A 23,603-nucleotide genomic window follows, 5' to 3' on the forward strand; every position below is an offset into this window, starting at 1 on the left:
TGGGGATCGTGAGTCAGCCGTATCCAGGTCAGGGTCCGTACCCCGGCAGTCACCCGCAGAACGTGGGTCAGTTCCCCGGTGCGCCTCCGAGTCCACCGGCGAAGTACCGGCCGCTGCGCCGGCTCGCGCTGGTCGCCGTCGCGCTGATGGCCGGGGCCGCGCTGGTCAGCGTCGTCCAGACCATCCTGCTGTGGAACTCGTACGAGGACGTGAAGCGGCTGGTCTACGGGCTGCTGTCCGAGGACGAGTTGGAGCGCGGCGCCGAGGCCGTCATCGGGGCCGGTCCGCTGCTCGACATGCTCGGCTACCTGTTCGCCGCGGCCGGGATCGTCGTCGTGATCTGGCTCTGGCAGGCCCGGGAGAACACCGAGATCCTCAAGCCGCCGATCGCCACGACGTACCAGGGCGGCCACGGCGCGCACCGGCATTCTTCGGGCTGGACGGTCGGGGCGTGGCTGTGCCCGGTGGTCCAGTTCTGGTACCCGCTGCAGATCGTCGAGGACATCGTCCGCGCGAGCGAACCGCCGAACCAGCCGGGCGTCGCCCGTTCCGGCAGGATCCGTGGGCTGCTCTACGGGTGGTGGGCGGCCTGGGTCGGCTTCTGCGTGGTGGCGGTCGGCGGCGGGTTGTTCGCGGGGATCAGCTTCGTCACCTGGGTGGTCAGGCTGGTCGACCGCGCCGACGCGGCTCGCGCGACCGGCGACTACGTCGACATCTACGACTTGCAGGACTATCTGGTCCGGCTGGCGCTCGGGGTCAACATCGCCTTCACCGTCGGGACGGTGCTGCTGATCGCGGCCGGCGTCACGTTCACGCTCCTGCTGCTCCAGATCAGCAGCTGGCACGACGAGCGCAGCCCGCAGTCCGGCGTACCGCTCGGGCCGACGCTGCCGGCGCACTCACCGTCGTACCTGCCGCCGCGGGACAGCACGCCGCAGTACGCTCCGCGGCCGGCTCAGGCTCTTCCGGGTGCTCCTGGCGGGCCTCGGCCTCAGGACGGCGCTGGTCCGGGATATCCCGGCGCGGGTGTACCGGGCGGACAGGGACCGGGCTTCTACGGTCCTGGGGGCTATCAGGCGCCGCCGGCTTCCGGTGCTCAGCCGCCACGCCCGGCCGGTCCGTACGGTCCTGGCGGCTACGGCGGGACGACCGGCTCGAGCCCCAACGGCCCAGGCCCGACGCGTCCGAACGACACGGTTCCGCCGGCACCTCGCGCGGAACCGCCGAGGTCGCCCTGGCCCACCCGGGAGTCCGGGCCACCCGAGTACCCCGCCGGCTCGCGCTGACGGCCGGAGGCCGCCGATGAGGTTGTCGGGCGGGCTGAGCGACCGGCCGGGCGAGAGGCGGCCGACGGACCGGCGGCTGCGGTCAGCGGAGGCGGCCGAGCACGGCGGTCGCGTCGTCGTGCCGTTTGCCCCGGAAGCTGCCGTCCGCGGCCGCGACGTCGTACGCCCGGACCCGATCGATCAGCCCGCGCGGTCCGTGCGCCTCGAGCACCGCGACCAGCTCCTCCCAGGAGTGCCCGTACCGCTCGGAGAACCGCGACGCCCCGTCGGTCATCACCGCGAGCGACGCCACCTCGCCGCGGTCCGTCGTACCGGAGACCGCCTCGTACGCCGCCTTCGGCTCGGTGCTCGCCACCCAGAACCCGCCCGGCTGGTTCCGCGCCTTCCGGACCGCCTCCAGCGTGTACTCCGGCAGGTAGTCGATGCGGTCGTCGGCGATCGTCGTCACCCGGCCGTCCGGCGCCCGCAGCACCACCGGCGAGTCCGCCAGCACAAGGTGCTCGACCGTCTCGGCACCCACGCGCACCATCGCGACTGTGGACGAAGGACTGTCCGGATTGGTCAGATCGCACCCCCCGCCGTGCCCGGCGCCGACACCGACGATCGCCTCCGCGAGCAGATCGGCCAGCGCCGCCCCGGACCGCCCGATCAGCGGAGCGGCCAGCTGCGTCCCGAGCTGCCTGACCAACCAGGTCACGTCGTGCCGGCAGCCCGAGTCCACCCCGGCCGGCGCCGTCGCTCCATCGAGCACGATCACGAAATCCGGCCCTGTGACCACCAGGTCCTCGTTCACTCCCACGAGCCGATCAGGAGCGCCCTCACACACCGACGAGATGTCCACAGGCCCATTCAACCCGGCTGGTGTTCGCGCCCTCCGCACCGGTTGCCATCGGCCACGAAGCGGTGGCCGGGTGTGCTACGCGTGCGCCTGCTGGGACGTCGCCAGCTCCTGCTCGCGCCCGGCCCAGGTGTCGGCCAGCGACTCGTCGAGCGGAATCCGGCAGCTCCAGCCGAGCGTCTCCTCGATCAGGTGCGTGTCCGCCTGCTGCCACGGGACCGCGTCCGCCGACGATCCGGCCCGCCGTTTCTCCTCGGCCACCGTCGCCCCGGTGCCGCTGAGCTCGATCAGCCGCTGCACCACGTCCCGCGCCTGCGCCGCCTGGCCCGACCCGACGTTCAGGACGGGAGGCAGTTGCTCGTCCGTCACTGCCACCGCGACCACCGCCTCGGCGACGTCGCGGACGTCGACGAAGTCACGCCAGGCCTCCAGGGACCCCAGCTGCAGCGTGTCGGTCGCCTGGACCTCCCGCACCACCCGTCCGAGCAGCGTGCTCGCCGGCGAGCCCGGACCACTGAGGTCGAACGACCGGAGCACGACCGCGTCGGCGCCGTTGCGCCGCGTCCGCAGGACCAACTCCGACCCTGCCAGCTTGGTGTACCCGTACGCCGTGTCCGGCCGAGGCTCGAACTGCTCGTCCTGGCCGGTACCGCGCGGCGCGGCGCCGTACTCGGCGGCGGAGCCGATCTGGACGAAGCGCGCGTTGTTCGCGGTCCGCTGCATCGCGGAGAGCAGCGCCTCGACCGCGACCACGTTGCCGCGGGTCAGCGCGACCGGGTCCCCCTCGGTGGTGGCGGCCGCGTTCACGATCACCGTCGGCTTGTACATCGACAGCAGCGCGTCGAGGGCATAGCAGTGCCCGGTGGCCAGGTCGAACCGCTGATGCGGCTCACCCGTGCTCCGAGTCATCCCGCGGTGCTCGATCCCGCGCTCGGTCAGCAGCGCGCAGATTCGGGTTCCGAGGAAGCCGCCGGCGCCGAACACCATCACCCGCTCCGATCCGGTCACCGAACTCATCTTGCCCGCTGTGCTTGTCGATCTCGGAAACGTTGTCCGTCGAGGTCGTCACAATGCTGAGTACGAGGGCCCGCCCCGCGGGACCGAGAGGAGACTGCTGTGGCCGACCGCCTGCACGGGCGCCGAGCGCCCGCGACCGAGTCCACCGTCCGGGACTGGGACGACGCCGACCCGTCCGGCCGGACCTTCACCCGGGTGCTGTTCCTGGACTGTGACATGACCGAGATGGCGAACGTCGGCGGTGTGTTCGAGGAGTGCACGTTCCGCGGCGTGCGGTTCAACGCCTCGACCCACACCGACGCGGCGTTCGTGAACTGCACGTTCGTGCGCTGCTCGTTCTTCGACACCACGCTGACCCGCTGCAAGCTGATGGGCAGCTTCTTCGACGACTGCACCTACAACCTGCTGAAGGCCGAAGGCGGCGACTGGTCGTTCACCGGTCTGCCCGGCGCGGACCTGCGCGGCGTGGAGTTGACCGGCACCAAGTTGCGCGAGGCCGACCTGACCGGCCTGCGCGCCGCGAAGGCCACCCTGCGCAACGTCGATCTGTCCGGCGCGATGCTGCAGCGCGCCGATCTGACCGGCGCCGATCTGCGTGGCTCGGACCTTTCGTCGCTCGATCCGCTCACCGTCCAGCTCCGTGGTGCGATCATCGATCTGCCCCAGGCGATGGCCGTCGCCCAGTCGCTGGGGCTCGATGTGCGGCCGTGACTGTGGACGATGCGAAAGTTATCCCCCGATTCGTCCACAACCTGTGGATAACTTTGTACTCTCCGTGGTGGGGTGAGGAAGCGGACCGCTGATCGGTGACTCAGCGCAGCCGAGCGACCGGCCGGAGCCGATTCGACCGCAGCAGCTTCGCGGGCCGGGTGCTGACACCGGTACGACGGTGCCGCGCCGCCGGCCGGCCACGAACTGCCAGCACCGCGGCGTGCTCCACGACGTACTCCGGCCTGCTGAGCGGCTGGATCCGGAGGAGCGCTTGCAGTCCTGCGACGAGCCCGACACCGACGAAGGCGCCGAAGGTGTTCGCGATCAGGTCGTGCAGCTGGCAGGACCGGCCGAGCTGGGGGATCAGCGCCTGGACGGCTTCGACCGAGGCCGACAGGCCGATGCCCGCCGCGATCCCGTCGGCCGGACGGCCGCTCGCCAGCGTCAGCAGGCCCGCCGCCGGGACGAAGAGCACCACGTTCAGCAGCCCCTGGATCGAGGTGAGCCCGCCGGTCGTGGTCAGGTGCGTACCGCAGGCGCCGAGTCCGCCGAGAGTGTGTGGCGTCGGACTCAGGGTTGCCGCCAGCACCAGCGCGAACCCGGCCGGCAGCGACAGCGATGCCAGCCGGGGAACGGGCGGGTCGGCGCGCCGCCGTACCGCCGAGACGGCGATCGGAATCGCCATCCCGGTGAGAACGAGCCACGTGTCCAGCAGGTGCGGGATACCGCGATAGGTCTCGAGCACCGATCCTCCGTCGTCGAACGGCCCACGCGCGCCCGACCGGACCCCGCGCGATTCACAACGTCAGTGGTTCATTGTGAAACTTTCCTCATCAGACGATCAGGGGACGGCTCGTCCGCTCGCCAGCCCCCTGCGGACATCTGCACGCACCCGCAAGCAAACGGAGGTCGCCTCGTGACAATCCGTGGCCGAAACGTCACGCCATTCGTGGCCCAAGGCAACATCCATCCGGCCGGCCGCCGCGGTCGCGAATCCTGGAACGCTCGGCGCTCGACCGTGGACTGCCGTGATGGGAGGATTTCGGGCGTGACCACCTCGGACGAGACGCAGCGGCTGCGGGACCTCAAGCTGCTGCGCAAGGTCCGCGACCGGATCGACCGGGAGTACGCGCAGCCGCTGGACGTCGAGAAGCTGGCTCGCGGGGTGAACATGTCGGCCGGGCACCTCAGCCGGCAGTTCAAGCTCGCGTACGGCGAAGCGCCGTACGGGTATCTGATGACCCGGCGGATCGAGCGGGCGATGGCCCTGCTGCGGCGTGGCGACATGTCCGTGACCGACGTCTGCTTCACCGTCGGGTTCTCCTCGCTGGGGACGTTCAGCACCCGTTTCACCGAGCTGGTCGGCATGCCGCCGAGCGTCTACCGCCAGCAGGTCCGGCCGCCGGTCGAGCCGCCGTCGTGCATCACCAAGCAGGTCAGCAGACCGATCAGGAATCGAGAAGCGCCGGTGCCGTGGCCGCCGTTAGCGTGAAGGCCATGGACATCACCATCGACGCAAGCTTCCTGCCGCAGGACGACCCCGAGGCCGCGATCGCCTTCTACCGCGACGCGCTCGGCTTCGAGGTCCGCAAGGACGTCGGCCAAGGCACCATGCGCTGGATCACGGTCGGCCCGCCCAACCAGCCGGACACCGCGATCGTGCTGCACCCGCCGCTGGTCGAGCCCGGCCTCACCGACGACGAACGAAAGACCATCACCGAGATGATGGCCAAGGGCACCTTCGCCACGATCGTGCTGGCCACCAAGGACCTCGACGGGCTGTTCGACAAGGTCCAGGCCACCGGCGCCGAGGTGATCCAGGAGCCGACCGACCAGCCGTACGGCGTGCGCGACTGCGCGTTCCGCGACCCGGCCGGCAACCACGTCCGCATCAACCAGGCCTGATCCAGCCGCCGTACCAGACCGACGGAGCACCGATGACCACGAAGGCCAAGGCCACCAAGACCGCCGCGAAGACCTCGGGGAAGACCTCCGCGAAGAGCGCCGGGCGACCGGCGTACGACGCCGACAGCCACGACATGATCCGTGTGCACGGCGCCCGGGAGAACAACCTCAAGGACGTCAGCATCGAGTTGCCGAAGCGGCGGCTGACCGTGTTCACCGGCGTCTCCGGGTCGGGCAAGAGCTCGCTGGTGTTCGGCACGATCGCGGCCGAGTCGCAGCGGCTGATCAACGAGACCTACAGCACCTTCGTGCAGGGCTTCATGCCGACGCTGGCCCGGCCCGAGGTCGACGTACTGGACGGCCTGACCACCGCGATCATCGTCGGCCAGGAGCGGATGGGCGCCAACCCCCGCTCCACCGTCGGCACCGCGACCGACGCCAACGCGATGCTGCGGATCCTGTTCAGCCGGCTCGGCAAGCCGTACGTCGGGTCGCCGCAGGCGTTCTCCTTCAACGTCGCCTCGATCAGCGGCGCCGGCGCGGTCAAGATCGAGAAGCACGGCCAGACCGTCAAGGAGCGGCGCAGCTTCTCGATCACCGGCGGTATGTGCCCGCGCTGCGAGGGGCGCGGCTCGGTCTCCGACATCGACCTGACTCAGCTGTACGACGACTCGAAGTCGCTGGCCGAGGGCGCGTTCACGATCCCCGGCTGGAAGTCGGACAGCTTCTGGACCGTCCGGGTCTACGCCGAGTCGGGCTTCGTCGACCCGAACAAGCCGATCAAGAAGTTCACCAAGAAGGAGATGCAGGACTTCCTCTACAAGGAGCCGGTCAAGGTCAAGGTCGACGGCGTCAACCTCACCTACGAGGGACTGATCCCGAAGATCCAGAAGTCGTTCCTGTCCAAGGACGTCGAGGCGATGCAGCCGCACATCCGCGCGTTCGTGGAGCGGGCGGTCACCTTCACCACCTGCCCGGAGTGCGACGGGACGCGGCTCACTCCGGAGGCCCGGGCCTCGAAGATCGACGGCATCAGCATCGCCGACGCCTGCGCGATGCAGATCAGCGACCTGGCCGAGTGGGTCCGCAAGCTGGAGGAGCCGTCGGTCGCGCCGTTGCTGGCCGCGCTCGGCGACACGCTCGACTCGTTCGTGGAGATCGGGCTCGGCTACCTCAGCCTCGAACGCCCGGCCGGGACGCTGTCCGGCGGTGAAGCCCAGCGCACCAAGATGATCCGGCACCTCGGATCGCCGCTGACCGACGTCACCTACGTCTTCGACGAGCCGACGATCGGGCTGCACCCGCACGACATCCAGCGGATGAACGAGCTGCTGCTGCAGCTGCGCGACAAGGGCAACACGGTCCTGGTCGTCGAGCACAAGCCCGAGGCGATCGCGATCGCCGACCACGTCGTCGACCTCGGCCCCGGCGCCGGTACGGCGGGTGGCCAGGTCGTGTACGAAGGCACGCTCGAGGGTCTGCGGTCTGCCGGCACGCTGACCGGGCGGCACCTGGACGACCGGGCCTCGCTGAAGCCCGAGGTACGTACGCCGTCCGGCACGTTGGAGATCCGCGGCGCGAACACGAACAACCTGCAGGACGTCGACGTCGACATCCCGCTCGGCGCGCTGGTCGTCGTCACCGGCGTGGCCGGCTCCGGCAAGAGCTCGCTGATCCACGGCTCGGTGGCCAAGCGGGACGGCGTGATCGCGGTCGACCAGGGCGCGATCAAGGGATCGCGGCGCAGCAACCCGGCGACGTACACGGGGCTGCTCGAGCCGATCCGCAAGGCGTTCGCGAAGGCCAACGGCGTGAAGCCGGCCTTGTTCAGCGCGAACTCCGAGGGCGCCTGCCCGAACTGCAACGGCGCCGGCGTGATCTACACCGACCTCGGCATGATGGCCGGCATCACCACCACCTGCGAGGTGTGCGAGGGCAAGCGCTTCTCGGCCGACGTGCTGGAGTACACCTTCGGCGGCAAGGACATCAGCGAGGTGCTCGCGATGCCGGTCGCCGAGGCCGAGCAGTTCTTCGCCGACGGCGACGCCAAGACGCCCGCCGCCCACAAGATCCTCCAAAACCTCGCGGAGGTAGGCCTCGGCTACCTCAGCCTCGGCCAGCCCCTCACCACCCTGTCCGGCGGCGAACGCCAGCGCCTCAAGCTCGCCACCCACATGAGCGAAAAGGGCGGCATCTACGTCCTCGACGAACCCACCACCGGCCTCCACCTCGCCGACGTCGAACAACTCCTGGCCCTGCTCGACCGCCTCGTCGACGCCGGCAAGTCCGTCATCGTCATCGAGCACCACCAGGCGGTGATGGCGCACGCCGACTGGATCATCGATCTGGGCCCGGGCGCCGGCCACGACGGCGGCCACATCGTCTTCGAAGGCACGCCCGCCGAGCTGGTGAAGTCCCGCAAGACGCTGACCGGGCAGCACCTCGCGGACTACGTGAGCGGCTGAGCGACCGCCGCGCGCCGGGCCGGCGCCGACGTGATTCCCGCACACCGCAGGTGGTGTGCGGGAGTCGATGCCCCTGCTGCTCCGTCACACTGACGCCATGGGCCCACCGGCGTTCGCGATCGTGCTCGTGATCGCGCTGATCATCAGCGCCCAACTCGCCGTGATGCTGGACCGCGGTCGCACTCTCTCCCAACGCCTCCGAGACCTCGGCACCGGCGGCGACGCCTTCGGCCTCCTGTACATCGCGATGCTCGTGCTCGGCCCCACCGGCACCCTCCTCGGCAGCCTCCTCGCCCACCCCGGCCCCGGCGCAGCCGCAGGCCTCGCCCTCGCCGTCCTCACCTGGCTCGCAGCCGTCGTACTGGCCCACCGACACCGACCGGGCCCCGGAAGGCACGCCTCGAGCTGACTTACGCGGCGCTGTGAAACCCACCAAGCACTTCGGCGTCTACGCGCTGTGGCGGCAGGATGCGCGCATCGTTCTGGTCCGGAAGGCCCGCGGCCCGTACTCGGGCCTGCTCGACCTCCCGGGCGGCTCACCCGAGCGCGGCGAGTCCGAACTCGTCACGCTGCGCCGTGAGCTGCGGGAGGAGTGCGGGGTGGAACTCGCGCGAGTCCTCGCCGGCACTGCCTTCGAGTTCCACGTCGACAGGGACTCCGCCGGCCGCCCGATCGACTTCACGCACACCGGCGTCATCTCGCACGTGGAGGTCTCGGGCCCCGTCGTCCACGACATCACCGCAGAGGACGTGCGCGGCGCGGTCCTCGCGACCGCGGCCGACTCGGCGCTGTTCTCGCCGCTGGTGCTCCAAGCACTCCGCCATTTCCCCGACCTCATCCCGTGAGCCTCGGCGGTTCACGTGTCGTACTCGAGCCCGTCCCACGGCTCGTAGTACGCGATGAAGTCCCCGGGCTCGATGTTGATCGAGTACTCACCCTCGAACTGCTGGACCACCCAGCCGAAGGTCACACCGCCGACGTCCTCGGCGAACGGCTCGACCTCGATCGGCTCCAGGACGTAGTCGCCGAGCTCCGCCAGCCGGGCAGCGACCAGCCCGTCGTCATCGGCCGGCGCCGCCTGGCCCGGAGGCAGGCCCGCAGGACGCCCGACCTCGTCGATCCGCACCTCGTCGAACGTCCCGTCGGCCTTCCACAGGAACAGCCCGACGAACGCCGACTCCTTGGCGAACAGCTCGTCGCTCAGGAAGAACCTCCGCCCGTCACCGGCGGTCCCGGCGTACGGCACGTGGTAGTCGTCCGGAACGATCGTGAAACGGATTGGTGCTTGGGCCATGCCAACTCCTCCATCCGGGCGGACTGCCTGACATCAACCGCCGCGTACGCTCCGCCACGTGGCGAACCACCTTTGTCGGATCCACCGACCGCCGTTCGTAGCGTAGATGGAGGCGGACAGCGGGTCCGCTCGAGCCGAAGGAGCAGTTATGCCCGAGTACCTTCTCTACTTCAACCAGCAGTGGGTGGGCGACCACAGCGAGGAGTGGATCCGCAGCCGGTCGCCACTCGCGGCGGCGGTCGTGGAAGAGATGAAGGCCGCCGGCGTCTACGTCTTCGCCGGGGGACTCGAGGTGGACGGCCCGATCTACAGCGTCGACCCCACCGCCGACGACGTCATGATCACCGACGGACCGTACGTCGAGAGCAAGGAGTTCCTGGGCGGGTTCACAGTGGTGACCGTGCCGGACGACGAGACCGCGAAGTTCTGGGCGGGCAAGATCGCGGAAGGCTGCGGCTGGCCACACGAGGTCCGCCGCTTCGGACAGCTGCCGGCCGAGTGAGACCGGGCGTGCGCTTGCCGAACACCGCCTGACGATCGACCGCGACCTCATCGGGAAGCGTCTGCCGCTCCAGATGAGGTCGCGGATACGCGGCACTCACCACCGTGAGCCGCTGACGGCCGATCGCACAGGTTCGACCTTCAGGGGATCGATTCCTTGCCCGTGCCGAAGTGCCAAGAAAACACCAAGCGTGGGCTCGACCGGTTGCGCCCCATGAATGACCGGTTGAGCCCGCTGGCACGTTCTCGTTAGGGCACGCGGAGGGCACGCGATGTCCTGACCGGGTCAGGGGCTCGTGGGCCATTCTTCGCGGAGCAATGCGTAGGTGAAGCCGTCGTGCCAAGTGCCATCGCGGTGCAGAGCAGTGGAACGGCTGTGTTCTTCACGGCGCAGACCAAGGCGTTCCATGAGACGCCACGACGCGGTGTTATCGGCGAAGCATCCGGCGTGAATCCGCCGCAGCTTGAGCTGGTCGAAGCACAGTCCAATGGTGGCTCTGACGGCTTCGGTGGCGTAGCCCTGTCCTCCGTATGTCGGGTCGAACATCCATCCAAGTTCGGCCTCCAAGCCCTTGGCGTGGATCGTGACGTCCATCTGCGCCCAACTGTCGCGCGGCATGACCATGATGTGACCGATGACCGTGGAGGCAAGACGAACCATGACGTGCCTGGTGTTGCTCGACTTGTCCTCCATCGCGTCGCGGAGTTCGTCGCGCGTGCGCGGTGCCCAGCCGAGCCAGTGCTGGACCTGGGGGAGCTGTTCGTAGGCCCACAAGGCATCCAGATCGTCTGGCTTGTAGCCGCGTAGAGATAGACGTTCGGTGCTTACTGGCCACTCGATGGGCGTCACCCGGAGAGGTTAGCCAGATCGCGGTGTGTCCGGTCAGTTCGATCTCCACAAGGGGCTAACCGGCGGTCAGACGCCAGACACATCCGTCTGTGGCGGTTGGGATCGCGTGGAAATCGCTAGCCGGGTTGCAGGCGTTGGGAATCAGCCGCTGTAGCTCTGACCTGCGGAAACGTTGCGGTGGAGACGAGGGGACTCGAACCCCTAACCCCTGCCTTGCAAAGGCAGTGCTCTGCCAGTTGAGCTACGCCCCCGTGGGGGTGTTCAGCGGCCCGGGGTGACCGGGTCGACGGCCTCGGCCCAGAGGTCCTGCTCGGCGCGGGCCTGCTGGGACTTCTTGTAGACGAAGTATCCACCGACGCTCGCCAGCAGTACCAGCAGAATCTTCTTCAGCACCGGGACTCCTTGGATCGGCGTCGATCAGGGTGTTGTGGGCCTAACTGGACTTGAACCAGTGACCTCTGCCTTATCAGGGCAGCGCTCTAACCGTCTGAGCTATAGGCCCGCACTCGCGGGGTCGAACCCTCGAACCCCGGAGAGATTACCGTACTCCGGCCCCGAGTCCCAAACCGGTTCCGATCGGGCCTTCGGCAGGCCCGATCGGAGGCGGTCGGACAGCGGCCGGCTGCCGGTCAGTCCTCGGACGCGAGCGTCACTTCGAGGCCCCCGAGCAGCGTGGCGGCGATGTTGTAGAGGAACGATCCGAGCGTCGCCAGCGCGGTGATGATCAGCACGTCCGCGCAGGCCAGCAGGGTGGTGAATCCCATCACCTTGCCGGTGTTGACGTAGTTCTCGATGTCGAACGGCTCGGCCGCGGGGGTGCCGAGCACCTCGGTGACCGTGTTGTTGATGTTGTCGAACACACCGGCCGCACCGATCGCGGACCACACGATGAACACCGCGACCCAGGTCACGATGCCGAACGCGATCGACAGCAGGAACGCCGTCTTCATCACCGACCACGGGTCGAGCCGGGACAGCCGGAGCCGGGCCTTGCGGACCTGACCCCGCGGCCGGGCGACCGGCTCGGTGGTGTCCGTGGGCCGGGTCTTCTCGGCCGCCGCGTCCTTGACCGCGGTTGCCTTCTCGAGCACCGCCGCCTTCGCCGCGTTGACCTTGTCGCCGAAGCTCTCGCCCTGCTTGGCCGGCGTGCTCACCTTCCCGGTCTGCCCGTACGCCGGGGCAGCGGGCGAGCTGGTCGCCTTCCCCGCGGCGCCGGCGGACGGCGTAGCAGCCGTCGCGCCGGTGGACGGGGTGTTCGGCACCCGCGGCTCCGGGCGTCCAGGCGTGCTCGGAGCGGGCACCGGACGATTCGCCGGTGCCTGCTGCGCCACCGGGCGAACCGGGGGCTGCTGCGGCGGCCGGGACGGCGTACCGGGTTGGGCGGCCGGGCGGCCCGCCGATCGCGGGTCGGCCGGGCCGTTCGGGGTCGCCGGTCGCGGCTGCGCGCCGTTGGCACGACCGTTGGAGGCCGGTGTGGCCGGTGGGGTGGACGCGGCCTTCCCTTTGCCGCCTTGCGGCGGCCGCTGGGATTTGGCGCTGTCCGCCCCATCAGGCCAGTTCGGCCTCGAGCGGTTGGTCATCAGATGCCCTCCTGGCCGGCGTCGTCGTCTTCGACGGTAGCCGTGCCCTCGACGTCAGTCGAATGCTGGTCATCATTCTGGACGCTCTGAGGGGCGCTTTCGGTTGTCGCTGCGTCCACATCCTGAACACTCTCGGTGCCCTCGACCTCGCTGCTGTCGACCACGACGCCGTCCAGCGAGCCCGCCTCGTCCTGCACGACCCCGTCGACCACGACGGCGTCGGTGCCCGCCGCGGCGTCCAGCTCGTCGGCCACGGTCAGGTCGGTGTTGCGTGCGATCGCGACCACGGCGTCGGACGCGCCGACCCCGGCGAACCGGACGCCCATCGTGTCGCGGCCCTTGACCGGCACGCTGTCGACCCGGCTGCGCACGACCTGGCCGCTGGTCTTGATCGCCAGCACCTGGTCGGTCTCGACCACGATCAGCGCACCGACCAGCGAGCCACGCTCGTCGTTCAGCTTGACCGCCTTGATGCCCAGACCGCCACGGCCCTGCTGCCGGTACTCCGACACCCGCGAGCGCTTGGCGTACCCGGCGTCGGTCACGGTGAAGACGAACTGCGCGTCCTCGTCCGCGCCGGCCCGGATCACCGACATCGACAGCAGCTCGTCGCCGCTGCGGAACTTCATGCCGGTGACGCCGGAGGTGGCCCGGCCCATCGGCCGCAGCTGCTCGTCGTTCGCGGTGAAGCGGATCGACTGGCCCTTACGGGAGACCAGCAGCAGGTCGTCCTCGGCGGTGGCCAGGTCGGCGCCGATCAGCTCGTCGTCGGCCTCGCGGAAGTTCACCGCGATGATGCCGCTCTGCCGGGCCGAGTCGTAGTCGCGCAGCGGCGTCTTCTTGACCAGGCCCTTCTTGGTCGCCAGCACCAGGTAGTCGGCCTGGTCGTAGTCGCGCAGGGTCAGCACCTGCGCGATCTCCTCGTCCGGCTGGAACGACAGCAGGCCGGCCACGTGCGAGCCCTTGGCGTCGCGCGCGGACTCCGGCAGCTGCCACACCTTGGCCCGGTAGACCCGGCCCTTGGTGGTGAAGAACAGCATCCAGTGGTGGTTCGTAGTGGCGAAGAAGTGCCCGATCTCGTCCTCGGCCCGCATCGTCGCGCCGCGCACACCCTTGCCGCCGCGGTTCTGCACCCGGTACAGGTCGGTCTTGGTCCGCTTCGCGTAGCCGCCGCGGGTGATCGTCACCACGACGTCCTCGTCCGGCACCAGGTCCTGCACGGACAGGTCGCCGTCGGCCGCGATGATCTTGGTCCGTCGCTCGTCACCGAACTTCTCGACGATCTCGGCCAGCTCGTCGCGCACGATGTGCCGCTGCCGGACCGGGTCGGCCAGGATGTCCTCGAGGTCGGCGATGATCGCTTCCAGCTCGTTCAGCCGGTCGATGATCTTCTGCCGTTCCAGGGCGGCCAGCCGGCGCAGCTGCATGTCCAGGATCGCCTGGGCCTGCGTCTCGTCGATGTCCAGCAGGTTGATCAGGCCCTGCCGCGCCTCCTCGACGTCGGGGCTGCGCCGGATCAGCGCGATCACCTCGTCGAGGGCGTCCAGCGCCTTCACGTAGCCGCGGAAGATGTGGGCGTTCTTCTCCGCCTCGCGCAGCCGGTAGCGGGTCCGCCGCTGGATGACCTCGATCTGGTGGTCGATCCAGTGCGTGATGAACAGGTCGACGCTGAGCGTGCGCGGTACGCCGTCGACCAGCGCGAGCATGTTGCAGCCGAAGGTGTCCTGCAGCTGGGTGTGCTTGTACAGGTTGTTCAGTACGACGCGCGGCTGGGCGTCGCGCTTCAGCACGATCACCAGGCGCTGGCCGGTCCGCGACGAGGTGTCGTCACGGATGTCGGCGATCCCGGTCATCTTGCCGGTGTTCACCAGCTCGGCGATCTTCTGCGCCAGGTTGTCCGGGTTGACCATGTACGGCAGTTCGCTGACGACCAGGCTGGTCCGCCCCTTGGCGTCCTCCTCGATGTCGACCACCGCGCGCATCGTGACCGAGCCACGACCGGTGCGGTAGGCGTCGTCGATGCCCTTGTAGCCGACGATCAGGGCGCCGTTCGGGAAGTCCGGACCCTTGATGTTCTCCATGCACGCCGCCAGGACCTCTTCCTGGGTGGCGTCCGGGTGCTCCAGGCACCACTGCGCCGCGGCGGCGACCTCGCGCAGGTTGTGCGGCGGGATCTGGGTCGCCATACCCACGGCGATACCGGCCGAGCCGTTCACCAGCAGGTTCGGGAAGCGGGCGGGCAGGATCACCGGCTCCTGCGAGCGGCCGTCGTAGTTGGGGCGGAAGTCGACCGTCTCCTGGTCGATGTCGCGCACCATCTCCATCGCCAGCGGGGCCAGCCGGCACTCGGTGTACCGCATCGCGGCGGCCGGGTCGTTGCCCGGGGAGCCGAAGTTGCCCTGGCTCTGGATCATCGGTGCGCGCATCACCCAAGGCTGCGCGAGCCGGACCAGGGTGTCGTAAATCGCGGAGTCGCCGTGCGGGTGGTACTGACCCATCACGTCACCGACGATGCGGGAGCACTTGGAGAAGCCGCGATCCGGGCGGTAGCCGCCGTCGTACATCGCGTAGAGGATCCGCCGGTGCACCGGCTTCAGGCCGTCGCGGACCTCGGGCAGCGCGCGGCCGACGATGACGGCCATCGCGTAGTCCAGGTACGACTGCTGCATCTCCGTCTGCAGATCGAGGGGCTCGATCCGGTCGTGGCCCGGGGAAATGGGGGTCTCGGTCATGTGAAGGTCGTCCCGTTCGGTTCAGACGTCGTACGTCGGTGAGTTCGGCGCTGGAGGGCGGCCCCGGTACGCCGTACCGGGGCCGGCACGCTCAGATGTCGAGGAAGCGGACGTCCTTGGCGTTGCGCTGGATGAAGTTCCGGCGCGCCTCGATGTCGTCGCCCATCAGCGTCGCGAACGTCTCGTCCGCGCGGGCGGCGTCGTCCAGGGTGATCTGCAGCAGCACCCGGTTGGCCGGGTCCATCGTGGTCTCCCACAGCTCCTGCGGGTTCATCTCACCCAGACCCTTGTACCGCTGGGTCGCGTTCTCCTTGGGGAACTTCTTGCCCGCCTCGAGGCCGGCCGCGATCAGGCCGTCCTTCTCGCGCTCGGTGTAGGCGAGCTCGTGCGGGGAGTTGCTCCAGCGCAGCTTGTACAGCGGCGGCTGCGCGGCGTACACGTGACCGCGCTCGATCAGCGGCCGCATGAAGCGGAACAGCAGGGTGAGCAGCAGGGTCCGGATGTGCTGGCCGTCGACGTCGGCGTCGGCCATGATCACGATCTTGTGGTACCGCAGCTTCTCCTCGTCGAAGTCCTCGTGGATCCCGGTGCCGAGCGCGGAGATGATCGCCTGGACCTCGTTGTTCTGCAGGACCTTGTCGATCCGGGCCTTCTCGACGTTCAGGATCTTGCCCCGGATCGGCAGGATCGCCTGGAACTTCGGATCGCGACCACCCTTGGCGGAGCCACCGGCCGAGTCACCCTCGACGATGTAGACCTCGCACTCCTCCGGGTTGGTCGACTGGCAGTCCGACAGCTTGCCGGGCAGACCGCCGCCGCCCAGCAGACCCTTGCGGTTGCGGGCCAGGTCGCGCGCCTTGCGGGCGGCCAGGCGGGCACTCGCGGCCGCGGTGGCCTTGCGGATGATCTCGCGGCCCTCCTGCGGGTTCTGCTCGAACCACGCGCCGAGCCGGTCGTTCACCACCCGCTGGACGAAGCCCTTGACCTCGGTGTTGCCGAGCTTGGTCTTGGTCTGGCCCTCGAACTGCGGGTTGCCCAGCTTGACCGAGATGATCGCGGTCAGGCCCTCGCGGATGTCGTCACCGGTGAGCCTGTCCTCCTTCTTCTTGATCATGCCCTGGTCCTCGCCGAAGGAGTTGACCAGCGAGGTGAGCGCGGCCCGGAAGCCCTCTTCGTGGGTACCGCCCTCGTGGGTGTTGATCGCGTTGGCGAAGGTGTGCACCGACTCCTGGAACGAGCCGCTCCACTGCATCGCGACCTCGAGGCTCAGGCTGTCGTCGCCCTGCGCGGCCTCGAAGGCGATCACGTTCTGGTGCACGGTCTCGCGGATGCCGGTCAGGTACTTCACGTAGTCGACCAGGCCGTCGTCGTACTTGAACGACATCTCGACCGGGTTGCCGTCCTCGGTGTGGTCCGGGCGCTCGTCGCGGATGACCAGCTCGAGGCCCTTGTTGAGGAACGCGTACTCGCGGAAGCGGGTGGACAGCGTCTCGAACGAGTACGTCGTGGTCTCGAAGACGTCCGGGCTGGGCCAGAACGTGATCGTGGTGCCGGTGGAGTCGGCCGGACCGACCTCGGCCAGGTCCTCGTCCGGGACACCGATCGTGAAGGACTGGGTGTAGGCCTTGCCACCCGTGCGGACGTCGACCTGCAGCCGGCTGGACAGCGCGTTCACGACGGACACACCCACGCCGTGCAGACCACCGGACACCTTGTACCCGCCGCCGCCGAACTTGCCGCCGGCGTGCAGCACGGTCAGCACCACGGTGACGGCCGGCTTGCCCTCGGACTCGACGATGCCGACCGGGATGCCGCGGCCGTTGTCGACGACGCGCACGCCGCCGTCGGGCAGCAGGGTGATGACGATCTTGTCGCAGTACCCGGCCAGCGCCTCGTCGACCGCGTTGTCCACCACCTCGTAGACCAGGTGGTGCAGGCCCCGCTCACCGGTGGACCCGATGTACATGCCCGGCCGTTTCCGGACCGCGTCGAGGCCCTCGAGGACCTGGATCGCACTGGCGTCGTACTCCCGCTCGACGGCGCTGGACTGGATCTCTGTCAGCGGTGCCTCTTCGGTGCCCGTGCTGTCGGCGGACGGGATGGCGTCGGTCTCGGTCGGCTCGTCGGTCACCGGCTGTTGTCCTCCTCGGACCCCGGGTCAGCGGGGCATCGATGCACAGTGGACGCCGCCCCTGACGGGCCTGTTGCGGGAGATACTGAGGTGAACCTCAGGGCCGTCCCGAGCAGATCCGGCAAGCGCGGCGCTCTCAACCCCTCCAGTCTACCCGTCGAGCGAAGCAGAACCTGCCATGCGGCGGCCGAAACTCGGGTCAGGGCGTCTTTTCTCCCTCGTCACCATGTCCCCTCTCGCGGGTGGGGGCCCGGAAAGCGCTCACGGCCGCTCAGTGCCTTTTGGCCGGACCGCCCCCGGCCGTCTGGTTTCCGAGACCCCGCACGCCGGGACCCCGCGCACCCGGCGGCCCTTAGGATCGTCGCCGTGGAGAGTCTCGACGACGTCATCGACGCCATGATCGCCGACCGGGTGATCCATCGGCACCGGCGGAAATGGCTGATCGCGCTCGCCCTGGTCATCGCCCTGATCGTCGTCCTGCTGCTCACCGGCGGTTTCAAGGAGCACAAGGGCCGGGCGGTCCCGACCTTCGACGCCCCGACCACCGTGCAGGCCGGCCGGTTCGAGTACGGCTTCACCGAGGCCAAGATCATCCGCCGGCCGAAGACGGACTACAGCGCGGCGGAGGCGTGGCTGCAGGTCTACTTCGACCTCAAGAACATCGACACCGAGACCAAGGCCGCCACCTCGATGCAGGGCCGGTTGCTCAGGCTGGTGCCGGGCGGCGGCGCGGAGCTGATCGAGTCCAACGGTGCCTCCTGCCACGACGAACTCAACGTGGTGGTGGTCTACGGCCTGCCCTCGCAGCCCTGCTACGCGAAGTTCGACGTACCGGCCGACTACGCCGAGGACGTGGTCGAGATCGCCGTGCTGGCCGAGGAGTACAAGTCCGACGAGGGGACCATGGGTGCCGACGAGAAGCCGTACTGGCACTCGGCCGGTGTCCCGCACAGCGTCGTCCGGCTCAAGGCCACCATCGAGACGGAGAAGGACGAATGAAGCTGTACCGGCCCGTCACCGTCGCCGTCGGCGTGCTGTTCGTCCTGCTCGGCGGCCTGACCCGGCTGCTGCAGCCCGACTCGGTCTACGAGGACCCGACCCGGATCATCACCCGGGGCGCGATCGGTGAGGACGTGCGCTACTTCGACTCGACCGTGACGGTGACCCGGATGCGGTTCGCCAAGTCGTTCGCCGAGAACAAGGACGACAGTCCCCGGGTCGACACCGAAGGGGTGTTCGTCGCGGTCGAGTACGACGCGGTCCGCGGCACGAAGAACCCGGGCAACAACGACGTCACGCTGACCGCCGACGACGGGTCCGTCTACAAGCCGGTCACCGAGATCATCGAGGCCTCCATCACGTTCGCCGAGCCCGGGTTCGCGCGCAGCGGCGCGCTGGTGTTCGAGGTCAATCCGAGCGACGTCGTCGGCCTGACCCTGGACGTGCACACCACGTCGTTCTTCAACGTGCTCAACCAGGACCTGGCCATCGACCTCGGCGTACCGGACGAGGAGATCGCCCAGCGCTCGATCGAGCAGGCCGAGGACCAGTACGTGATTCCCGACTCCGTCACCCGGGTGGCCTGATGCGTCTGTCCGACCGTGCGCTGCAGCTGACAGCGAGGATCTCCCTGCTGATCGCGCTGGCCTCGCTCAGTGCCTTCCTGCTGGTCCGGACCTATCTGGGCGACCCCGAGACCCTGTACAACCAGGGCACCGTCTCCGAGACCGTCTCCCGAGGGCCGGTCACGATGGAAAAGGTGCGCTGGCAGCTCGGGACGATGCAGCTCTACACCCAGTTGATCGACGAGGACCGGCGCAAGGTCGTCCTGGAGAACAACGTGCCGGGCTCGGTGGTTGTCGCCGTCCACCTCGCGGTGACCCCACTGGACGGGGTCGACCAGCTGAGCGACGGCGGCTTCGTCTGCGACGCCGCACTGCGGGACGACCGCGGCAACGTCTGGAAGAACCAGAACGTCGACACGATGCTCGGCCCGTCGTCGTGCTCCGACGACGACCACCCGCTGAAGCTCAACCAGCCGAACAAGCTGGTCAAGCTCTTCGTCGTACCGGCGTCCGCCGTTCCCCACCTGGTCGGTGTCGAGGTCGGATCGCTGGCGGAGTACCGCCGGGTCCTGATCACCTTCTGAGGGAGGTTCAGACGCCCGCGGTCTGGTCCTGCACCTCGGGCTGGGCTTCGGCTGCTTCGGCCCGGCGCTGGGCACCGACCGAGATGCACAGGTCGAAGGCCGCGGCGAGCAGGGCGATCCGCAGGGTCTCGAAGACGACGTCGCGCAGGCCGCTGGCGATCTCGAAGTTCATCAGGTCCCATTTGTCGCCGTGGATCCCGATCGTCCGCTGAATGGCGATGAAGGTCCATTCGGAGCCCAGCACCCAGAACGTGTAGACGAGGCACACCACGCCGAGGAACACCGGTCCGACCCGGACCAGCAGGCGGAACGCGTTCAGCGTCGGGTAGAACTTCTCCCGGATTCCACCCAGCACCAGATTCGGCGCCTGGTTGGTGAGCTTGACCAGTCGGCTCTGCGCGGGCGCCTCGACGGTCTGACCGCCGAGCCGGCGCTCGAGCCGGGTGCCGCGCAGGACGCCACCGCTGGACAGCACGCGATGACCGAAGACGACCGTCGTGATGGCCAGCCACGTCAGCGGCTCGCCGACGCCGTCCTTGAACAGCGGCCACAGGGTTTCCCAGAAGAAGCCCCACAGCCACTCCAGACCGCCCGGGACCGGGATGTTGATCTTGTCGAAGAACTCCTTGACGCCGTCCCACCAGTCCACCGTGACGAACCAGAAGTTGCGCAGGGACAGCCAGTCCTTCAGATCACCCAGGGCGTGCGGGATCACCACCACGGTGAGCAGCACGAAAAACGCCTCGGCCCAGACCTGCAGGAACTTGGCGGGCCGGCTCGGCCAGCGGTCGTCGACCGCCTCGACCACGCGGCGGATCACCAGCAGGATCACGATCGCCGGCAGGTAGTCCTTCCAGCCGCCGTCGGTCAGGACGAAAAACGCGGCCCCCGGGCCGAGGCCGAGCTCGACGGTGTTGCTGATCGACAGCTCGGCCAGCCGCAGGTCGAGGAACCCCCAGGCCGACCAGACCGCGACCAGCGGCAGCAGCGTGACCGACAACAGCTCCATCAGGCCCTGCTGGGTCGGGTCCGAGGTCTCCTCGTTCTTGTTCGCCGCCGCGTCCCGCCAGCGGTACAGCGAGGTGGCGCAGGTCCGGATCATGCCGACCGAGGCGGCGATCTGGATCAGGACCCCGAAGGCGAACAGACCGACGCCGAGACTCTTGTGCTGGTGCTGCCCGAGCCAGATGGCGCCGTTGATGCTCGCCCGGAACCCGACATAACCGGCCAGGAACCAGGTGGCCAGAGGCAGCAGGTTGCGCCACCACAACCGGAAGGTGTCTCCGATCAGGTGGACCATCTCGCGGAAGCCGTCGACGAGCGTGCGCATCGCGCCGATCCTAGGGGAGGCCCGGGTCGGGGCCGCAACCGATCCGGAGTCGACGCTCGCCGGATGCCGTGCGCCAAGACGCCACCGGCGGCGAGACCCCGGAATTCCTCTGAGAGCGGCGTTGTGAGCGTCCTGGCGGCGTCACCGGCCAGACGTATCGGCGGCTCAGCCGTACGTGTCGCGCGGCCCGCGGCCGCCGCGGACCGTGCGAGGGCCCTTGCGCCAGCTCGGCGCGTGCGGGCCCTGGACGTTCACGTGGGTGACGGTGCCCTCGCCGAGTTCGGCGTTGAGGCGGCGGATCAGGTCGGGGGCGAGCATTTTCAGCTGGGTCGCCCACGCGGTCGAACTGGTGCGGACGGTGAGCTGGGTGTCCTCGTAGCTCTCCGGCTTGCAGTGTTCGGCCATTTCCGGGCCGACGATCGACGGCCAGCGGGCCATCACGCCGTGGACGGCGACGTCGACCTCCCAGCCCTGGTCGCGCATCAGCCGGCCGAGGGTCGCGGTGAGTTTCTGCGGGTCCCGGTCGTCCGGGCGGGCGCCGCTGACCTGGAAGCCGTCGCTCGTCGTCCGGCGGCGCCGCGTACGTCGTACCGGCTGGACCGGGCCCGCGCCCTTGAGCCGGCCGGCCAGCGACTTCGCCAGGTCGAGTCCGTGCTTGTCGTGTTCCGGTTCGTCCGCCGGCAGCGTGGGGGCGTCGTCGCTCTCGTTGCCGCTGTCAGAGGAATTCCGGGGTTCAGGCACGACTGACCAGCCCGTCCCCGACCGCGAACCGCACCCCCGACAGCTCACCCGGTACGTCGGCGCCGACCGCGGCCGTGACCAGGACCTGCCGCGCGGGCGCGACCAGCTCGGCCAATCGGTCCCGGCGCTGCGCGTCGAGCTCGGCGAACACGTCGTCCAGGATCAGCACCGGTTCACCTCCGTCGGCCCGCAGCAGTTCGTACGACGCCAGTCGCAGCGCGAGCGCGAACGACCAGGACTCACCGTGACTCGCATACCCCTTCGCCGGCAAGTCCCCGAGCCCGAGCAGAACGTCGTCGCGGTGCGGCCCGACCAGCGAGACGCCTCGGTCGAGCTCGTCCTGGCGCTTGTCACGGACCGCGGCGAGCAGCGCTTCGGCCAACTGCTCGCGCGACCGCATCCCGGGCTCGAGCGGCACCGACGACTTGTACTCCAGCCGCGCATCACCCTTGCCTCGGGCAACAGCGTCGTACCCGCCGGAGACCAACGGACGCAGGGATTCCAGCAGTTCCAGCCGGGTGGCGAGCAGCTCGGCGCCGGTCCGGGCCAGGTTGGAGTCCCACACCTCGAGGGTCCGGAGCTGACCGTCGGCCGCGGACGAGCGGTTCTGCCGGCGGGCCATCTGGGCGCTGCGCAGCAACGAGTTCCGTTGCTTGAGGACCCGGTCGTAGTCCTGCCGGACACCGGCCATCCGTGGTGTCCGCAGCGTGAGCAGCTCGTCCAGGAACCGGCGCCGCTCGGACGGATCGCCCTTCACCAGCGCGAGATCCTCCGGCGCGAACAGCACCGTCCGGAGCAGACCGAGCACTTCGCGCGGCCGGGGGACCGGCGACCGGTTGATCCGGGCCCGATTTGCCTTGCCAGGATTGATTTCCAGCTCGACGACGACGTCGCGCTCGTACTCGTCACGGATCTCGGTCCGCACGATCGCGCGGGACGCGCCGGCGCGCACGAGCGGTGCGTCGGTCGCGACCCGGTGCGAACCGAGTGTCGCGGTGTAGTGGATCGCCTCGACCAGGTTGGTCTTGCCGTGGCCGTTGGGGCCGACGAAGGCCGTCACGCCCGGGGTGAGCTCGACCTCCGCCTGCTGGTACGACCGGAAGTCGAGCAATCCCAGGGCGGTGACGTACACCTCAGTGCTTGCTGGGCGGCGTCGCGTACGACGGGTCCTCGGCGCCCTTCACCGCGTGCCCGCCGAACTGGTTGCGCATCGCGGCGATCGCCTTCATCGCCGGCGAGTCCTCCTGCCGGGAGGCGAACCGGGCGAACAGCGACGCGGCGATCGCCGGCACCGGTACGGCGTGGTCGATCGCGGCCTCGACGGTCCAGCGGCCCTCGCCGGAGTCCTCGGCGTAGCCGCGGATCTTGTCCAGGTGGGTGTCGTCCTTGAGCGCGTTCACCATCAGGTCGAGCAGCCAGGACCGGATCACGGTGCCCTCGCGCCAGGACTCGAACGCCTCCGGCACGCTGTCGACGATGTCGGCGGCCTCGAGCAGCTCGAAGCCCTCGGCGTACGCCTGCATGATCGCGTACTCGATGCCGTTGTGGACCATCTTGGTGAAGTGCCCGGCGCCGACCTTGCCGGCGTGCACGAAGCCGAACTCGCCCTCGGGCTTGAGCGCCTCGAAGATCGGCATCAGCGTGGAGATCGTCTCGGACTCGCCGCCGACCATCAGGGCGTAGCCGTTCTCCAGGCCCCAGACGCCGCCGGAGACACCGCAGTCGACGAACTTGATGCCCTTCTCGGCCAGCTGAGCGGCCCGGCGGGTGTCGTCGGTCCAGCGGCTGTTGCCCCCGTCGATCACGATGTCACCGGGTGAGAGCAGCTCGGCGAGTTCGGTGATCACCGGGTCGATCGCCTGCACCGGGACCATCACCCAGACCACCTTCGGCTGACCGTCGGCGGTCAGCTTGCCGACCATGTCGGCGGTGTCCTTGGCGTCGGAGATCTCCTGGTTGTGATCCAGGCCGATCACCGTGTGGCCCGCGTTGCGGATCCGCTGGCGCATGTTGCCGCCCATCTTGCCGAGACCGACAAGCCCGAGCTCCATCGTGAAATCCCCTTGTTCTGTT

General features: G+C 69.1%; 24 protein-coding genes and 2 tRNA genes. 11 read left to right on the forward strand and 15 right to left on the reverse strand.

The window, feature by feature from the left end:
* The first annotated feature begins 8 nt into the window (after window positions 1-8).
* Window positions 9-1,286, forward strand: coding sequence for a DUF4328 domain-containing protein (locus tag BWI15_RS40525; RefSeq protein ID WP_143466042.1), 1,278 nt, complete (start codon window positions 9-11; stop codon window positions 1,284-1,286).
* A gap of 82 nt (window positions 1,287-1,368) precedes the next feature.
* Here BWI15_RS40525 and BWI15_RS32385 read toward each other — a convergent pair whose 3' ends face one another.
* Both BWI15_RS32385 and BWI15_RS32390 read right to left on the reverse strand, forming a co-directional pair.
* Window positions 1,369-2,127 (reverse strand): protein phosphatase 2C domain-containing protein, encoded by a 759-nt coding sequence (locus tag BWI15_RS32385; protein ID WP_077018315.1) that lies wholly within the window; start codon window positions 2,125-2,127, stop codon window positions 1,369-1,371.
* Window positions 2,128-2,202: 75 nt separating this feature from the next.
* Entirely contained in the window at window positions 2,203-3,132 is a 930-nt protein-coding gene (locus tag BWI15_RS32390; protein WP_237771552.1) for an NAD-dependent epimerase/dehydratase family protein, read from the reverse strand.
* Window positions 3,133-3,240: 108 nt separating this feature from the next.
* Between BWI15_RS32390 and BWI15_RS32395 the strand changes: the two genes are divergently transcribed.
* The gene (locus BWI15_RS32395) at window positions 3,241-3,852 is read left to right on the forward strand and encodes a pentapeptide repeat-containing protein (protein ID WP_077018317.1); all 612 of its coding nucleotides are present in this window, start codon (window positions 3,241-3,243) and stop codon (window positions 3,850-3,852) included.
* Window positions 3,853-3,952: 100 nt separating this feature from the next.
* Here the strand turns inward: BWI15_RS32395 and BWI15_RS32400 are convergent, their stop codons facing one another.
* Window positions 3,953-4,597 carry a VanZ family protein gene (locus tag BWI15_RS32400; protein WP_077018318.1) on the reverse strand — a complete coding sequence of 215 codons (645 nt, stop codon included), beginning with the start codon at window positions 4,595-4,597 and terminating at the stop codon, window positions 3,953-3,955.
* Between the two features lie 303 nt (window positions 4,598-4,900).
* Between BWI15_RS32400 and BWI15_RS32405 the strand changes: the two genes are divergently transcribed.
* The 5 genes from BWI15_RS32405 (at window position 4,901) to BWI15_RS32425 (ending at window position 9,067) form a co-directional block, all read left to right on the forward strand.
* Window positions 4,901-5,344 (forward strand): helix-turn-helix transcriptional regulator, encoded by a 444-nt coding sequence (locus tag BWI15_RS32405; RefSeq protein WP_077018319.1) that lies wholly within the window; start codon window positions 4,901-4,903, stop codon window positions 5,342-5,344.
* A gap of 5 nt (window positions 5,345-5,349) precedes the next feature.
* Complete coding sequence (locus BWI15_RS32410; RefSeq protein WP_077019445.1) at window positions 5,350-5,757, forward strand: VOC family protein; 408 nt, start codon at window positions 5,350-5,352, stop codon at window positions 5,755-5,757.
* Between the two features lie 134 nt (window positions 5,758-5,891).
* A complete protein-coding gene (locus BWI15_RS32415; RefSeq protein WP_441327749.1) occupies window positions 5,892-8,222 on the forward strand; it encodes an ATP-binding cassette domain-containing protein in 2,331 nt (776 codons plus the stop codon).
* 97 nt (window positions 8,223-8,319) lie between these two features.
* Complete coding sequence (locus BWI15_RS32420; RefSeq protein ID WP_143466044.1) at window positions 8,320-8,631, forward strand: hypothetical protein; 312 nt, start codon at window positions 8,320-8,322, stop codon at window positions 8,629-8,631.
* Window positions 8,632-8,644: 13 nt separating this feature from the next.
* Window positions 8,645-9,067, forward strand: coding sequence for an NUDIX domain-containing protein (locus tag BWI15_RS32425; protein ID WP_077018322.1), 423 nt, complete (start codon window positions 8,645-8,647; stop codon window positions 9,065-9,067).
* 11 nt (window positions 9,068-9,078) lie between these two features.
* On the opposite strand, the gene BWI15_RS32430 is transcribed toward BWI15_RS32425, so the two are convergent.
* Window positions 9,079-9,516 carry a hypothetical protein gene (locus BWI15_RS32430; protein ID WP_077018323.1) on the reverse strand — a complete coding sequence of 146 codons (438 nt, stop codon included), beginning with the start codon at window positions 9,514-9,516 and terminating at the stop codon, window positions 9,079-9,081.
* Between the two features lie 148 nt (window positions 9,517-9,664).
* Here BWI15_RS32430 and BWI15_RS32435 point away from each other — a divergent pair, with 148 nt between their 5' ends.
* Window positions 9,665-10,018, forward strand: coding sequence for a YciI family protein (locus tag BWI15_RS32435; protein WP_077018324.1), 354 nt, complete (start codon window positions 9,665-9,667; stop codon window positions 10,016-10,018).
* A 285-nt stretch (window positions 10,019-10,303) separates the two neighbouring features.
* On the opposite strand, the gene BWI15_RS32440 is transcribed toward BWI15_RS32435, so the two are convergent.
* The 7 genes from BWI15_RS32440 to gyrB all read right to left on the reverse strand — a co-directional run bounded on the left by BWI15_RS32440 (window position 10,304) and on the right by gyrB (window position 17,310).
* Complete coding sequence (locus BWI15_RS32440) at window positions 10,304-10,867, reverse strand: GNAT family N-acetyltransferase (RefSeq protein WP_083751139.1); 564 nt, start codon at window positions 10,865-10,867, stop codon at window positions 10,304-10,306.
* A 178-nt stretch (window positions 10,868-11,045) separates the two neighbouring features.
* Window positions 11,046-11,118 (reverse strand) — tRNA-Ala (locus BWI15_RS32445).
* Between the two features lie 10 nt (window positions 11,119-11,128).
* Window positions 11,129-11,260, reverse strand: a complete 132-nt coding sequence (locus tag BWI15_RS40330; protein WP_237771553.1) for a DLW-39 family protein — start codon at window positions 11,258-11,260, stop codon at window positions 11,129-11,131.
* Between the two features lie 35 nt (window positions 11,261-11,295).
* Window positions 11,296-11,369: transfer RNA gene (locus BWI15_RS32450), tRNA-Ile, on the reverse strand.
* 127 nt (window positions 11,370-11,496) lie between these two features.
* Window positions 11,497-12,129 carry a DUF3566 domain-containing protein gene (locus tag BWI15_RS32455; protein ID WP_077018325.1) on the reverse strand — a complete coding sequence of 211 codons (633 nt, stop codon included), beginning with the start codon at window positions 12,127-12,129 and terminating at the stop codon, window positions 11,497-11,499.
* Window positions 12,130-12,446: 317 nt separating this feature from the next.
* Window positions 12,447-15,116, reverse strand: a complete 2,670-nt coding sequence (gene gyrA / locus BWI15_RS32460; protein WP_441327750.1) for a DNA gyrase subunit A — start codon at window positions 15,114-15,116, stop codon at window positions 12,447-12,449.
* 154 nt (window positions 15,117-15,270) lie between these two features.
* On the reverse strand, window positions 15,271-17,310 hold the full coding sequence (gene gyrB, locus BWI15_RS32465) for a DNA topoisomerase (ATP-hydrolyzing) subunit B (protein ID WP_077018327.1): 2,040 nt from the start codon (window positions 17,308-17,310) through the stop codon (window positions 15,271-15,273).
* A gap of 366 nt (window positions 17,311-17,676) precedes the next feature.
* Here gyrB and BWI15_RS32470 point away from each other — a divergent pair, with 366 nt between their 5' ends.
* Genes BWI15_RS32470 through BWI15_RS32480 form a run of 3 tightly spaced genes read left to right on the forward strand, consistent with a single transcriptional unit; the run spans window position 17,677 to window position 19,459 of the window.
* Entirely contained in the window at window positions 17,677-18,309 is a 633-nt protein-coding gene (locus BWI15_RS32470; protein WP_077018328.1) for a hypothetical protein, read from the forward strand.
* The gene (locus tag BWI15_RS32475; protein WP_077018329.1) at window positions 18,306-18,896 is read left to right on the forward strand and encodes a hypothetical protein; all 591 of its coding nucleotides are present in this window, start codon (window positions 18,306-18,308) and stop codon (window positions 18,894-18,896) included. Before BWI15_RS32470 ends, BWI15_RS32475 begins: the two co-directional genes overlap by 4 nt.
* Window positions 18,896-19,459 carry a hypothetical protein gene (locus BWI15_RS32480; RefSeq protein WP_077018330.1) on the forward strand — a complete coding sequence of 188 codons (564 nt, stop codon included), beginning with the start codon at window positions 18,896-18,898 and terminating at the stop codon, window positions 19,457-19,459. The genes BWI15_RS32475 and BWI15_RS32480 overlap by 1 nt, the downstream gene beginning before the upstream one ends.
* Window positions 19,460-19,466: 7 nt before the next feature.
* Here the strand turns inward: BWI15_RS32480 and BWI15_RS32485 are convergent, their stop codons facing one another.
* The 4 genes from BWI15_RS32485 to gnd all read right to left on the reverse strand — a co-directional run bounded on the left by BWI15_RS32485 (window position 19,467) and on the right by gnd (window position 23,581).
* The gene (locus BWI15_RS32485) at window positions 19,467-20,789 is read right to left on the reverse strand and encodes a hypothetical protein (protein ID WP_077018331.1); all 1,323 of its coding nucleotides are present in this window, start codon (window positions 20,787-20,789) and stop codon (window positions 19,467-19,469) included.
* A gap of 165 nt (window positions 20,790-20,954) precedes the next feature.
* Complete coding sequence (locus tag BWI15_RS32490; RefSeq protein WP_077018332.1) at window positions 20,955-21,530, reverse strand: DUF721 domain-containing protein; 576 nt, start codon at window positions 21,528-21,530, stop codon at window positions 20,955-20,957.
* The gene (recF, locus tag BWI15_RS32495; RefSeq protein WP_077018333.1) at window positions 21,523-22,662 is read right to left on the reverse strand and encodes a DNA replication/repair protein RecF; all 1,140 of its coding nucleotides are present in this window, start codon (window positions 22,660-22,662) and stop codon (window positions 21,523-21,525) included. The genes BWI15_RS32490 and recF overlap by 8 nt, the downstream gene beginning before the upstream one ends.
* A gap of 1 nt (window position 22,663) precedes the next feature.
* A complete protein-coding gene (gnd, locus tag BWI15_RS32500; RefSeq protein WP_077018334.1) occupies window positions 22,664-23,581 on the reverse strand; it encodes a phosphogluconate dehydrogenase (NAD(+)-dependent, decarboxylating) in 918 nt (305 codons plus the stop codon).
* Window positions 23,582-23,603 lie beyond the last annotated feature (22 nt).

The sequence above is a fragment of the Kribbella sp. ALI-6-A genome (assembly GCF_001984195.1).
Lineage (GTDB): Bacteria > Actinomycetota > Actinomycetes > Propionibacteriales > Kribbellaceae > Kribbella.

Coding starts and splice junctions, on each gene's coding strand:
- BWI15_RS32410 (WP_077019445.1), top strand. CDS start 5,350: ATGGACATCACCATCGACGCAAGCTTCCTGCCGCAGGACGACCCCGAG.
- BWI15_RS32485 (WP_077018331.1), bottom strand. CDS start 20,789: ATGCGCACGCTCGTCGACGGCTTCCGCGAGATGGTCCACCTGATCGGA.
- BWI15_RS32480 (WP_077018330.1), top strand. CDS start 18,896: ATGCGTCTGTCCGACCGTGCGCTGCAGCTGACAGCGAGGATCTCCCTG.
- BWI15_RS32430 (WP_077018323.1), bottom strand. CDS start 9,516: ATGGCCCAAGCACCAATCCGTTTCACGATCGTTCCGGACGACTACCAC.
- gyrA (WP_441327750.1), bottom strand. CDS start 15,116: ATGCAGCAGTCGTACCTGGACTACGCGATGGCCGTCATCGTCGGCCGC.
- BWI15_RS32475 (WP_077018329.1), top strand. CDS start 18,306: ATGAAGCTGTACCGGCCCGTCACCGTCGCCGTCGGCGTGCTGTTCGTC.
- gnd (WP_077018334.1), bottom strand. CDS start 23,581: ATGGAGCTCGGGCTTGTCGGTCTCGGCAAGATGGGCGGCAACATGCGC.
- BWI15_RS32420 (WP_143466044.1), top strand. CDS start 8,320: ATGGGCCCACCGGCGTTCGCGATCGTGCTCGTGATCGCGCTGATCATC.
- BWI15_RS32415 (WP_441327749.1), top strand. CDS start 5,892: ATGATCCGTGTGCACGGCGCCCGGGAGAACAACCTCAAGGACGTCAGC.
- BWI15_RS32435 (WP_077018324.1), top strand. CDS start 9,665: ATGCCCGAGTACCTTCTCTACTTCAACCAGCAGTGGGTGGGCGACCAC.